The 13,297-nt window shown below is 34.8% G+C and carries 11 protein-coding genes and 2 pseudogenes; 5 read left to right on the top strand and 8 right to left on the bottom strand.

Going from position 1 to position 13,297, the window contains the following annotated elements; all coding sequences use genetic code 11:
• Positions 1 to 2: 2 nt before the first annotated feature.
• From holA to pstB, 4 genes and pseudogenes are all read left to right on the top strand, one after another.
• The gene (gene holA / locus NMD99_RS00830; RefSeq protein WP_253307336.1) at positions 3 to 1,019 is read left to right on the top strand and encodes a DNA polymerase III subunit delta; all 1,017 of its coding nucleotides are present in this window, start codon (positions 3 to 5) and stop codon (positions 1,017 to 1,019) included.
• Between the two features lie 334 nt (positions 1,020 to 1,353).
• Positions 1,354 to 2,271, top strand: coding sequence for an Rpn family recombination-promoting nuclease/putative transposase (locus NMD99_RS00825; RefSeq protein ID WP_265045429.1), 918 nt, complete (start codon positions 1,354 to 1,356; stop codon positions 2,269 to 2,271).
• Between the two features lie 470 nt (positions 2,272 to 2,741).
• A pseudogene (gene dapB, locus NMD99_RS00820) lies at positions 2,742 to 3,525 on the top strand (4-hydroxy-tetrahydrodipicolinate reductase).
• On the top strand, positions 3,522 to 4,280 hold the full coding sequence (pstB, locus tag NMD99_RS00815) for a phosphate ABC transporter ATP-binding protein PstB (RefSeq protein ID WP_253307333.1): 759 nt from the start codon (positions 3,522 to 3,524) through the stop codon (positions 4,278 to 4,280). The pseudogene dapB and the gene pstB overlap by 4 nt, the downstream one beginning before the upstream one ends.
• Positions 4,281 to 4,486: 206 nt before the next feature.
• Here pstB and NMD99_RS00810 read toward each other — a convergent pair.
• The 3 genes and pseudogenes from NMD99_RS00810 to NMD99_RS00795 all read right to left on the bottom strand — a co-directional run bounded on the left by NMD99_RS00810 (position 4,487) and on the right by NMD99_RS00795 (position 9,048).
• Positions 4,487 to 5,889: pseudogene (locus NMD99_RS00810) on the bottom strand (hypothetical protein).
• A 193-nt stretch (positions 5,890 to 6,082) separates the two neighbouring features.
• Positions 6,083 to 7,414, bottom strand: coding sequence for a DNA recombination protein RmuC (locus tag NMD99_RS00800; RefSeq protein ID WP_253307331.1), 1,332 nt, complete (start codon positions 7,412 to 7,414; stop codon positions 6,083 to 6,085).
• Between the two features lie 434 nt (positions 7,415 to 7,848).
• Positions 7,849 to 9,048, bottom strand: a complete 1,200-nt coding sequence (locus NMD99_RS00795) for a phage major capsid protein (RefSeq protein WP_309166270.1) — start codon at positions 9,046 to 9,048, stop codon at positions 7,849 to 7,851.
• Positions 9,049 to 9,140: 92 nt separating this feature from the next.
• Here NMD99_RS00795 and NMD99_RS08080 point away from each other — a divergent pair, with 92 nt between their 5' ends.
• Positions 9,141 to 9,398 (top strand): hypothetical protein, encoded by a 258-nt coding sequence (locus tag NMD99_RS08080; protein WP_264688133.1) that lies wholly within the window; start codon positions 9,141 to 9,143, stop codon positions 9,396 to 9,398.
• Positions 9,399 to 9,606: 208 nt separating this feature from the next.
• Here NMD99_RS08080 and pyrF read toward each other — a convergent pair whose 3' ends face one another.
• From pyrF to NMD99_RS00765, 5 genes are all read right to left on the bottom strand, one after another.
• Complete coding sequence (pyrF, locus tag NMD99_RS00785; protein WP_309166268.1) at positions 9,607 to 10,275, bottom strand: orotidine-5'-phosphate decarboxylase; 669 nt, start codon at positions 10,273 to 10,275, stop codon at positions 9,607 to 9,609.
• Positions 10,276 to 10,311: 36 nt separating this feature from the next.
• Positions 10,312 to 11,220, bottom strand: coding sequence for a hypothetical protein (locus NMD99_RS00780; RefSeq protein ID WP_309166265.1), 909 nt, complete (start codon positions 11,218 to 11,220; stop codon positions 10,312 to 10,314).
• Between the two features lie 50 nt (positions 11,221 to 11,270).
• Positions 11,271 to 11,684 carry a hypothetical protein gene (locus tag NMD99_RS00775; RefSeq protein ID WP_309166262.1) on the bottom strand — a complete coding sequence of 138 codons (414 nt, stop codon included), beginning with the start codon at positions 11,682 to 11,684 and terminating at the stop codon, positions 11,271 to 11,273.
• Between the two features lie 90 nt (positions 11,685 to 11,774).
• Positions 11,775 to 12,716, bottom strand: a complete 942-nt coding sequence (locus tag NMD99_RS00770; RefSeq protein ID WP_309166259.1) for a hypothetical protein — start codon at positions 12,714 to 12,716, stop codon at positions 11,775 to 11,777.
• Complete coding sequence (locus NMD99_RS00765; protein WP_309166258.1) at positions 12,713 to 13,273, bottom strand: hypothetical protein; 561 nt, start codon at positions 13,271 to 13,273, stop codon at positions 12,713 to 12,715. Before NMD99_RS00765 ends, NMD99_RS00770 begins: the two co-directional genes overlap by 4 nt.
• Positions 13,274 to 13,297: the final 24 nt, after the last annotated feature.

Here is a 13,297-nt window from a genome sequence, read left to right as displayed (position 1 = left end):
GCATGAGGGTCATACCATCCAAAGTTAAAAAATTCCTAGAGAAACCTGATGCTTTAAGTGGTGTGTTAATTCATGGAAGTGATAACAGTAGGGTTGGTTTTTATGTACAAGAAATAATTGCCAATTTGGATGAGTATTCAGTTCAGGTGATGGATTTTGCAATAGTGAATAAGTCACCCGGTTTACTGTTTTCTGAATTGGCAAACATTTCGATGTTTACCAGCAAAAAATTAATTAAGCTGATAAATGTGAGTGGAGGTATATCCAAAGAGTTAAAAAACGTATTGGATTATAACGCAAGTGGTCACTATGTAATGATGGTAGCAAGTGATCTTCCATATAATTCTGCGACTAAAAGTTATATGGAGAGTTCAAAAATTTTTGGTGTGATTGCTTGCTATAAGGACAGCAACAGCAATCTTTATGACATTATATCAAGTTACTTAAAACAAAATGATATAAAATGCACAAATGAGATAATCTACCATTTGCAATCTTACTTTAATCATAGCAAGCTGCCTATATGTTCAGAACTTGAGAAGTTAGTTTTGTACTTAGGGGAGAGAAAAGACCTAAAACTTACTGATATAGAATTATGCTTTTCAACTTCCGGCAACGACTATGCTACACTTGATGATCTATGCTCTGCCATAGCAAGTAAAGATATGTCGCGCTTCATTAGAATTTCTGATGCATTGATATCGCAAGAAAATTTTTCACCGATAGCGCTAATTCGCATTATATCAAATTATTTCCTACGCCTTGAAAACGTTTTGCTGTCAGTGCAAGGTGGAATGAGTGAGCAGGCTGCGATTGATCAGCTAAGCCCTCCATTGTTTTTTAAACAATTGCAGAGCTTTAAATCTCATTTGAAAAGTTTGCAACTTTCAGAACTTAAAAAGATTTTGGAAGAATTGATAAGCTTAGAAGTTACCTGTAAAAAAACTGATTTAGATCATAAAATGATTTTTCAGCAGGTGATTTGTCATATTACAAATACAATTACTTGCTATAGCTAACAAAAATAAGGTGTAACCAGACTGCATTCTGTGATTTTTAGCAAAACATGATCTTTCATTTGAGCTTTCTTCAATTTAAAATAAATACAGAAAATTGCTGCCTATAGCTAAACTGACTTAGATTTACCGACAATTTGAAAAACCGTCATTCCGCTACTAGTTAGCGCCGCGGCGCTATGACGGTTCGCGGCGGCATCCTCGTCATCCCGCTACTTGTTAGCGGGATCTATGCTAAGAGATACCGCGGCAGCATAGCTATAGCTATCTTCAAAAATATGGTTGAATAATTGTTAATAATAGTGTATAATTATTAATATTTTCAAGCATTTTTGCCATGGCTCTTTCAAAATTTCTCGATCCTCGCAATGATTTGTGTTTCAAAAAAATCTTTGGAACGGAAAAAAATAAGAATATCCTGATCCACTTTTTGAACGATATTTTAGGGTTTACTGAGATAAATGCAATACAAGAAGTTGAGTTTCTTAGCACTATTATGGATCCCGAAGTTGCCTCTGATAAACAAAGTATTGTTGATGTTCTCTGCAAGGATTCTCACGGAAATAGATATATAGCAGAAATGCAGCTCGCTAGAGACAAGGGCTTCGAAAAACGCGCTCAATTATATGCCGCTAAAGCCTACTCAAGACAATTAGATAAATCTGGCAACTACATTGATTTAAAGAAAGTCTTCTTTATTGCTATATCAAATTGTAACTTACTTCCTGAAGAAGTTGGTTATATCTCTACTCACAATATACGTGATATAAAAACTAACGGCCATTACTTAAAAGATTTTCAATTTATCTTTATAGAATTGCCCAAATTTTCAAAAAGTAAAGTAGAGCAGTTAGAAAGTATAGTAGAAAGGTGGTGTTTCTTTTTTAAATACGCAGAAGAAACAACAGAAGAGGACTTAAAAGAGATAGCAGAAAAAGCGCCAATAATAAAGCTAGCATATGATGAATTAGACAAGTTTCGTTGGAACGAAAAAGATTTAGTAGCTTACGAAGAAAGAATAATGGATCTACGGAAAGAAGAAGCCATTCTTGAATACAGACTTGATCTTGCTGAAGAGAAAGGTATACAAAAAGGTATAGAGAAAGGAAAAATTGAAGGGAAAATTGAAGGGAAAATTGAAGGGAAAATTGAAGTCGCAAAAGCAATGCTGGCTAATAATGTTGATGTCAACACTATTGTCAAGTTTACTGGCCTTTCTATTAGTGAGATTGAAGAATTAAGTGGAAATCTGTGAACGGTTACACTTGGAAAACCTTTGTGGCATAATTTAAGTGGGCAGCGTAGTCTACGATTACCGCATAATTTACTATATAGATATTCCAGAACATATAGACTTCAATTGAACACAGAAAAGATTCTTATCAAAGTTAATTACCCTTATTGTCAATAACTATTAGCTACAGACCAGTTCTTGTTAAGTTACAGTAAAGAAATGAGTCATATATAGCTAAACTGACTTAGATTTACCGACAATTTGAAAAACCGTCATTCCGCTACTAGTTAGCGCCGCGGCGGTATGACGTGTTGCTTGGGTCAGCTATAGCTAAAGTAACTTAGGTTCACCGACAATCGTCATTCCGCTACTAGTTAGCGGAATCTATCCGCAACGGCATGACGTGTTGCTTGGGTCAGCTATAGAATATAGATCAGAAGTGACAGAGCTTAAAAAAAGGCATAACATTCTTAATAAACGTAAAAAGCTTTATGAAAATCAGAGTTGGAGTAATAGGCTGCTTAGGCAGAATGGGCAAGAAAATACTCAATGAATTAATTACAAATGCCGAAGTGGAAATAGCAGGTGCTGTTGCCCGTTCAGGCAGTAAGTACATAGATTCAGATATTGGACCAATTATAGCCAATCTAGGAATCAAGGTTACAAGTTCTATTAGTGGCATATTTGAGTTATCCGACGTTGTAATAGATTTTACAACTAAAGAATGTATGTTAGACTGCCTTAAAGCAGCTGTAAAATTTAAAACACCGCTGGTTAGTGGCACAACTGGAATAGAAGGTGTCGATTTGAAAGAATATGCTGCTGAAGTTCCAATATTATGGTCAGCAAATATGAGTGTTGGGGTTAATGTGTTGCTGAAATTGGTAAAAAAGCTGCTGAGCTTTTAGGTAATGAATATGACGTTGAGATTTGGGAAATGCATCATAACTTAAAAAAGGATTCACCATCTGGAACAGCTATAGAACTTGGCAAAACAATTGCTAACGCTTCAAAAGTGGATTTTCAGTCCAATCAATATTTACATAGTGGTTCAAACATAAGAAAAAAGGGGGAATAGGTTTTGCAGTATCTCGTGGAGGTGGAGTAATAGGAGATCACAGCGTGATGTTTGTTAATTCTGATGAACGGATAGAACTAAACCACAAAGCAATTGATCGCACAACATTTGCTAGAGGAGCTGTTCAAGCAGCAGTATGGCTATATGAAAATAAAAGAGAAATTCCGGGGCTCTATTCAATGCAGGATGTGATATGAGCAATACACGTGCCTCTGTTAAAGATTTAAATCTCTGGTATGGCTCTAAGCAAGTTTTATTCGATATAAATTTGAATATTTATAAAAGAAAAGTTACTACTTTTATCGGACCATCCGGGTGCGGTAAATCAACATTTTTGCGTTGTTTTAATCGTATGAATGACTATGTACCTGGATGCAAAACTGTTGGTGAATTAGATATCGATGGGCTGGGTGATATATATTCACGCGATATGGATGTTGTGCTACTCAGAGCAAAAGTTGGCATGGTATTTCAAAAGCCAAATCCTTTTCCAAAATCAATATATGACAATGTTGCTTATGGGCCAAAACTGCATGGTATGGTGAAGGATAAGCAAAAATTGAATGAGATGGTGGAAAATAGTTTAACTAAAGTTGGCTTATGGGAAGAATTAAAAGACAGATTGCAAGATAGTGCACTCGATTTATCCGGTGGCCAACAACAGAGGCTATGCATCGCTCGCGCAATTGCAGTGAAGCCAACTATTTTATTAATGGATGAACCGTGCTCCGCTCTTGATCCAATGGCAACCAATGCAATCGAAAATCTTATACAAGAGCTGAAATTAAGGTTTACTATAATTATGGTAACTCATTCAATGAAGCAAGCTAAAAAGTTATCTGATAGTGTAATTTTCTTTCATAATGGCAGAATTGTTGAGTCTGGAAGCACTCAAGAAATATTCGAAAATGCTCAATCTCCCTTAACAAAGGAGTATATCCTGGATCATTAGGTTTCTGTCATCAAAGTAGCTTGGCTACTTTAAAAAATGTATCCGTATGCCGTATTTGTCATTCAGCATGGTAGCGGTTGGATCATTCAAAAAATACCACTTCATTCTTTTTGCTTCTAACTTTTCTATTTTTTACTGTAAATTTTTGCAGAGTTCTCTCACATTTACTCTCTGATTACCTTTTTGTCTTGCTTTGTTTATCTGTTTTAACGCTCCACTAAACGGATACCCAATTGTTCAACACTGTCTATTTCAATTTGTAAAGTGTCCTTTATAAACTTATCAGCCTGGTCTGTACTCATAAAAACTGTATGTTTATTGGGCATTAATTTTTCTATAGTGGCTCTATCTTTTTCGTCATATGTATATTTAAGAAGCTCATCAATTTCTTTGTCCTTCAGATGAGATGTGCAATTATAGCTATGCTTTTTGAGATCCAGAAATTTAGCAAAGCTATTACAATCGTTCTCATGGTGAAAGGTTACATTTATACCTACTATTTCGTCCGTTTCTTGCAACTTTCCATCTTTAGCTATCTGTGCCTTAGCAAGCGCAACTGTAGGTTTATGGCCATAATTTGCTCCAATAATCCTTCTTATTGAGTGTTCTATTGCCATTTTTTGCACTTTGGGATTTTCATCGAACTCTTTCAAAAAATTAAGGTGTAAGTTAATATATTCAGAGTATTTCAACCTGTGTTTTTTATGTATAGTTGGTTTGCAGGGCAGTTCATTTGTAGGTGACTTATAGCTTGCAAGAAGCAACTTTTGTTCATACTGTTCATTATATTCTTTTACCCCTTTAAAATGTCTTTCATATTGAGTCAATCCATCTTTTCCTTTTTTCTCCATCCTTTTCAAGAATTCCTCTGCTGGCTCTTGTTTAGCTGGAATAATTTTGCGTATAAACGGAATTTGTTTTTGCAAGCCAACCCAATATGGTAAGCAGACAACTTTTGCATCTTTCGAAAATAGACCTTCTAATTTTTTCACTGCATTGTATAAGTTTGCTGATTCTGGTTTATAATGCCCACTATTATTGTCTATATAAGTTATTTTACCATTTACCACTTTTATTAAACCAGAACATAAAACTGGCCTACCACCTGCAAGAGTTGAATGACGATAAGCCCACTCGTTTTTATTAACATTAATATGTTCATGAGTTACCAATCTGCCATCAAGCGTGATCACATAAGCTACACAACCTTTTTTACCCTTACTAATTTTATCAGTTGTATCATATAGCTTGCCTTCTAAGTCGTATAACCTTAGTTCCCCATCTTCCTCACCAATAAATTTGCTTTGATCAAACTGTTCATCAGAGTTAAAATACTTAACCTTGTATTAGTTCTAGGAATTTTTCTTCCTTTAACTCCAACTTCTGAAAATAAATTATAGCGTGGAAAAAAATATGTAAATTTACTTTCTATCCAGTGTAAAATTCTGTTTATAATACCAAAAACTTTTTTGTTACCTAAATCAATAGAGAGTTGCTGTTCTTTTGGTACTGTTTTATGATTGGACTTTGTACCAGATTTGCCAAATTCTTTGGCAGCATATTTAAACTTTTCTAGTAAATATTCCTTACGCTCTTTTGATACTGACATTTTTACCTCACCAACTATTATTTTATTTTATATTATCTTAGACAAAAAGTCAACTTTTTCCTTAATATATTAATAAATAGCTATTTCATTTGCAGCATTGAGCACAATACTATTTGTTTGTGGAGCAGAAGAACTTCCATGTTAGCGCAGGAAAACGCCTATGGTCTGGCTCTTGAATAGTTATGTAAGAAGTCTAATCCACTTTCAGTTCCTCAGTATGTAAATTGCGTGGTAAAGATTCTAATTCCTTTGCAGCACTTAAACTTTTATTTTTTGCATGTATACCAAGCTTATTGAATTCTCGGGCAGCAGGAAACACCCTTGCTTCAAGCGAACCAGCAGTTTTATTATAATGATCGACAGCACTTTTTAAGCTCCTGCGCAAATTATCAAAGTTTTCGCCCATTGTGCAAATGCGCTCATATAAAATATGACCTAGTTCACTGATTTTCTTTGCATTTTCAGCTATCATCTCTTGCTTCCATCCATATGCTATTGCTCTCAGCAATGCAATTAGAGTGATCGGTGTTGCAATGATCACTTTTTTTTCCACTCCAATCTCTATCAAAGCAGGCTCATATTCCAGTGCTGCGCTAAAAACCCCCTCCCCTGTTAAGAAAAGCACCACAAGTTCTGGCGTATTTTCAAATTGATTCCAATACTCTTTTTTACCCAAGTCATTTATGTGTTTTTTTATTGCCAGGGAATGATTCTTTAATTTCTCCTTTTGTATTTGCAAATCATTTTGTGATATAGCATCCATGTAAGAATCAAGCGGCACTTTAGCATCTATTATTATTTGCTTTCCAGATGGCATTTTGATTATTAAATCAGGACGCAATAAATTATCCTCGTTTTTATCAACCACTGACGGCTGAGTAAAAAAATCGCAATATTCAATCATTCCCGCCATTTCTACCACTCTCTTTAACTGCATTTCACCCCATTTTCCTCTAATGTGGGGCTTTCTCAAGGCATTAGCAAGGCTAGAAGTTTGGTTCATCAGCGCTCCAATTTGCTCCTTTAAACCTTCATAGGCCCCTACCCTCTCCTTTTCTAGCTCACGTATTTCGTTATCGAATTTTTCTAATTTTTCTTTTATTGGCGTTACAACTTCGTTGATCGTTGCTTGTCTTTTTTTGAAATCGCTTTCTGTTTCTTTTAATTTACTATCGATTACTTCCTTTGCTAAGTTCAGAAAATTATTGTTATTTGTCTGCAAAGCATCAAGAGAGAGCGCTTTAAAAGTGTTTGTTAATCTCTCCTCTGCTTTTGTTAGTAACTCTATTTCCTTTTTCTTTTCCTCACGTTCTTTTTGCAGAGTTACTTCAAGCTCTGCTCTTTTGACCCTTAAATCAACTATTTCTTCATTCTTTGTAAGTAAAGTTTGCTTTGTTTCTTGAAGCTCACGCTCTAATTTACATAAATTACCCTCAAGGTTTGCTTTCTTTTCGCTCAGTTTTTTTACAATAATGTAGAAAAATAGTAATAGAGAGACAACCAGAGCTATAGAATTGAAAAGCATTAGAATAAAAAAACTGCGTTTACAATTCTATATGATTTTTGTGTGTATAGCTATAAGTAACAACGTCATACCGCACACAACTGTACGAATGTCTAGTTTAGTTATAAAATGTATATAAAATATTAACCGCTGATGTCATCCCAGTGCGTGACACTGGGATCCAAATTTTTTAGACTGGATCTTATGGTCAAGCCCACAGATGTATGAACATTGTCTACCAGGAGGGTGTCATCCCAGTGCTTGACACTGGGATCCAGGAATTTTATTAAGTTGGTAAGCATAAAAGTAGCCGTTTTATGTTAAAATACAACGTTTTGATGATTATGAAAAGGCTAGATTCCAGACTGGAATGACAAGAAGAGGGCATGGGATGACAGGAGCGGAGCTATACAAAAAGAAGTAAAACGGCTCTAAAGATGATGCTATAGAAGTTTTTAGTACTTGCTCGCAACTTTCAACAATTTAATAGCACTGGTGTTTACAACCTCTCCGCCGACACGCTTAGTGACAAAAAACCTCACATAAGGTTTATTCGTATAAGGGTCTCGTAATATTCTCATTCCTCTGTTATCTACAATCTTATAAGCTTGTTTGAAATCTGCCATCGCAATTACCGGTAGCTGATTGTTTGGCACCGGTGGCATATCGGCAGATTGATATACTGGTATTCCCATTAAGGTATCTGGAGCTTCAAGCGACAAACTTGGTTGCCAAAGATATTGACCTGTTTGAGCTTTTAGTAGCCTAACATTCTTCAACGTACTCCTGTTCATCAAAAATGATGCATTTTTGGAATAATATTCATCCAGAGAGTAATACAATATCATTATTGAATCGCTATCCAATTTTTCAGTTTTAACTTGCTCTATTTTATTGTAGCCCTTTCCATCATCATAAGCTAAAATTCCTTTGGGTTGAAAAGTGCCATCACCCTTAATGAAGGCTTCGTTTTCTTTCTTACTAAAAGTCTCGGCAATCTTTTCCACCAGCCAACTCTCAACATCGACAAACGCATCATCGAGTAACTTTTGTGATATCTGTGGTTGAGCATATAACTCGTAAGTCGTGATAGAAATCTTTTGGATTTTAGGCGTGTCCGTATCTTTTGCAAAATCATACTTAGATTTATTGCCACCGTCCTCATCATCTACTGTTTCACTGCTCCAACCTGCACCGGCACGGTCAAAATCTTCTATAATGTAATCCAATGTTTCAGTAGAGATTCTTTGACTGGAGCATATTTGTCGCATTGGGGACGAATCAGTTACGCGCTTGTTTATGCGTTTTACAATATGCGGAGTAACTAGATACCCTCCGATATCATTATCATCTCCTCTGAGGGTTTTGTGTGATAAACCGCTTTCCATTCCCTTGCGGATATAATCAGAAAAATATTTATCACTTGTGCTAAAATCTGTATTTACTTCTGGACGTTGAGCTGCAGTTTCGATCAAGTCTAAACGCTCTTTGCAACTATCAATGGCATTATTTACCTTGCATAGCTGCTCAATCGTTGCAGAATCAGCACGCCCTTTGCTCTCAATTTCTTTTAATTTGCGATCATTTATTAATTTAAATTGCTCCCATGATGAAGCGAGTTCATTGATACGGTGAGCGATATCGGTAAGTGACATAATAGCCTCCTTTGAAAATAAAATTAGAATGGAAATAAGGTAATAGGAATGGCACCCATAGATGTTTCCCACAGTTGTACGAATATTGCAATATGGTACATAGTAAACGATGTCATTCCAGTGTCTGGGCACATAACTGTACGAACATTGTAGTTTGGGAGCAATTCCCTACCAGTGGGGTGTCATCCCAGTGCCCAGACACTGGGATCCAGCTTCTATGCAACTTAATTAAAAACGTTTGTTTTAGCGTAAGACAACTACCTTTAGCTCATCAGCTCAGTTATAAGCAAAATTTCTGGATTCCAGACTGGAATGACATCATCTGTTGTGCAATTTATCTTCAAAAATGAATATTCGTACAGTTATGTGCCCAGACACTGGCATGACATCATTTGTTTATCTGTTGAAAATGTAAATCGGAAAATAGCGTGGCACTTTGTACCACGCTTAGTGATGTAAGCTTAATCCAGTAATTAAATTAAGCGAGGTAAAACAAAAGACAACAACAATATATAATGTTCGTTTTTTTATGTCAAGCACTTTTTTTATCTGCTTCGATTAGATAAGGGATTTCAATATTAATTCTGCACTACTTGCAGTTTTTGTAATGGGTCTGCCAATGATGATATAATCAGCTCCTAAATTTATTGCTTCTCTTGGTGTTGCTGTTCTTTTTTGGTCGTCATGACCTGGATCTATACGAATTCCTGGAGTAATAATTTTAAAGTCTTCACCGCATTCTCGGCGCACTTCTTGAGCTTCTAGTGCAGAACAGACTATTCCATGGAGTCCAATCTTTTTTGCAAGCTTTGCAAGCAAAATTACCTGTGATTTTACCTCTCTTGCTACTCCAAGCTCGTTTAAATCCTCATTGCTCATACTAGTTAGCACTGTCACTCCAATCAGCTTTATTTTTGTGCCTTGCACCACACTTAGCGCTTCTTCAAGCATTTTTGTTCCGCCACTGATGTGCAGAGTTAACATTTCAACACTTAGAACTTTTATTACTTCAACTGTTTTAGCCACAGTGCTCGGAATATCATACAATTTCAGATCTAAAAAAATTGGTACATTGCATTTTGCAACTTCTTGCACTCCAGAGAGACCATGAGCAGCAAAAAATTCTAATCCCAGCTTTACCATGCCAACTTTACCACGCAGAGCATTAGCTAGAGAAATAGCCTTATTTAAGTCTTGTGTATCCAGTGCGCATATTATTGGGTTCATTATCTTGCATAATTTTTTTTATAATAAAGCTAATTATTATGTTTTGCAAATACCTTCACTCTGATTACGTTCATAAGATTCTGTCAATAGTGAATTTGGCAATTTGATCGGGGTGGATGAGCGACTGTTATATCCAGAATCTTCCTCGGATCCATATCCAGGATCTCCTGCATGTAAAGGAACAGATGTTTCCTCTGGCGATGATGCATATACAAGATCTTCCAGCGAAGAAGAAGGCGTTTTGTCTGGCAAAAGCCGTGCAAATTCTTCTTGTAACGCAAACTTTAATATTTGAATCGTATTTAATATTGCTTTTCCATCATTATTTCTTATAGGTTCTTCTATATTGTCTGTTACGCATCTTATCAACAGTTGCACAAAATTCACTTGTTTTTCTTTCTCTTTCAAAAAATCTTCTATTTGACTGTCTCGTTCTAAAAGTGAATTTCTTAAACTTTTCACTTCGTTATTACAATCTTTTCTTATCCCATCTAACTCAAAAGATTGATTTTTAATTAAATCATCTGCTTTATATAGCTCTTCAAATTTCCTTTTTAATTCTTGAGATAAGTTTTTATTTTTCTGATTAATTTCTTTAAATTTACATTGTAATTCATCTAATTCTACACAAAGTTCTTCTTGTCTTTTATATAATTCTTCTTTTTTTTCACATAATATATGTTTTTCCTTACACAATTTTTCTATTTCCTTACACAATTCCTCTTTTTCTTTAGATAATTTTTCTATTTCCTTATATAATTCTTCATTTTTTAATTCTGCATGTTTATTATTGTCTATTTTCCTTTTCAATTCCGTCATGCGTTTTTCTTTTTCAGCTAGATTACCTTCTTTTTCTTGTAACTGTTCACGTAAACGCGAGATTTTAAGATGCAATTCTTCTTCTCGTGCAACAAGCTTATCTATTTCCTCTTTTGTTTTGTCCAATTCATTGTCTATTTCAAACGTACGATTCTTTGCTGTTTCTAATCTTTTCTCTAAAGATTTTTTTTCTTCAAGAAGAGATTCTCTTTAACTTCTGACTCATTTACTTTCTGATCCAATTTTTTTGCTCTCTTGTCTAAATTTTGCTTTTCTCGAGTTAATTCATGTTTTAATTTTTCCACTTCTTTGTCTGCAGCTTTTTCAGCTTCCTTTCCTAGAGTTATTTTATTTTCTAACTCTTGCTCTTTCTGAGCGAATTTACTTCTCTCAACCTCTATTTTTTTATTATTACTAATCATTTTATACGAAAGTGCAAGCACCAAAACAGATAATGCAGCTAAAGCAAGAATTAGAGGAAGAGGCACATTAGAAGTTACAGTAAGCGCTAAAGATGTAAGTAACGTAAGAGTAGCTAAGGAACTAGCTACAAAATAAAATGTGTTAGCTTTGTTAAACAAATTGCTCATTACTCCCCTCCCCTCATGAACAAAACTTCAGCAGTCTTGTATATATTTATTAAAATTCTCTTATCTGTGGAGGTCCCTGCACTTACATCGTTAAGGTGTGATAGGAATTATTTGTTGCATCTCTAAAAGCGATAAATTAGGGCTGCCGGTACTTGTATTAGGATTTTCGTGATTTAGTTGCTCTGAATTTTCTTTATTCTCATCCTCATCTTCCTTTTTAGGAGATAGAGATTTTCTAGAATATCTTCTTGGTGTGGATGTGCGAGGAGAAAGTGGTTTCGGGAAAGTTAGTCCATTAGCAAGCTTATTTTCACCTGTTCCTTCAAATTCTGATGAATGTTCACTGCTTATATCTAGTTGATTATTTATACCTAACTTTTCATATATAGGTTGCATAAATTCATCAACTGCTTCTTGTATACGGTCTGTATCTTGCATGTCTTGTTCTTCTAAATTAAAAAGTCCTTGCTCTACTCTTTCTTTCACTACACTGAGTACAGTAAATACTGTTTTCGTTACATATTCTCTCTTTTTTTCTTCAAATTTATTTACATTTTTCTTGTAATCATCCTTAACGTTTATTGATTGATTAACAAGTTCTTCCTCGTCTGCTTTTAAAGATAATAATTCCTTTTCCAGCTCCTCAATTTTAGATAAGTGCTTTTTCTCCTTTGTACTTAATTTGTCAACTTCATTTTTAAAACGAGTGTGCTCTTGACGCTCATAACTAACTTCACCTTCTAATCTTTTCTTTTCCCTTTCCAACTGGTATAACTTCTTCTCTAATTCTTTTATGTCGTTACTTAATTCTTTTTCTCTTTTCTTTAATTCCTCCTTCAGAGAGGAAGCTTCATCACTTTTTATTCTTAACTGCACTACTAATTCTTCTACTTCTTTTCTTAATTCTGTTTCTAATTGTATCTTTTCTTTTTCTAACATAGTTAATTGATGATTTAGAGAAGAAACCTTCTCTTTTAATTTACAAGGTAAGTCATTGTATTCATGTTCTAAGTTGCTCAGTTTGTTCTTCATCTCACATAATTCACCTTGTAAATTACCTTTTTTTCATTTAGTTTCGTATTTTCATCACGTAACTCTTTAGTAAAATCAAGAGAATTTTTCTTTTCACATTCTAACTGACTTACTTTCTTATTCAATTTTTTTATTCTCTCATCTAAACCTTGCTTTTCTCGAGTTAATCTATTTAGTTGATTATTCAATTCCTCCACTTCTTTGCTTGCAGCTTCTTTAGCTTCTTTTTCTAGAGTTATTTTATTTTCTAACTCTTGTACCTTACTCTCAAATTGTTGTTTTACGCTTTCTAACTCTTGCTCTTTTTCAGCAAATTTATTTTTCTCAACCTCTATTTTCTTATTATTACTAATCATCTTGCATGAAAGTGCGAGTATCAAAGTAGATAGTATAGATAAACTCAAGGCAACAGGAAGAGCTACATTAAAGACTGCAACTGAAGACAAGAACTCAACATAAGGGGCAACAGCAAGTGTCCCAGATGCAAGCAATACCAAAGTAGCAAAAGCACCAGCTATAAGATATGGTGCATTGGCTTTATTATATAAATCCCCCATTATTATTCCCTCACAACTAAAGTA

It is taken from the genome of Wolbachia endosymbiont of Listronotus oregonensis (assembly GCF_031205055.1).
Lineage (GTDB): Bacteria > Pseudomonadota > Alphaproteobacteria > Rickettsiales > Anaplasmataceae > Wolbachia.
This window is presented reverse-complemented; position numbering and strand designations above follow the sequence as displayed.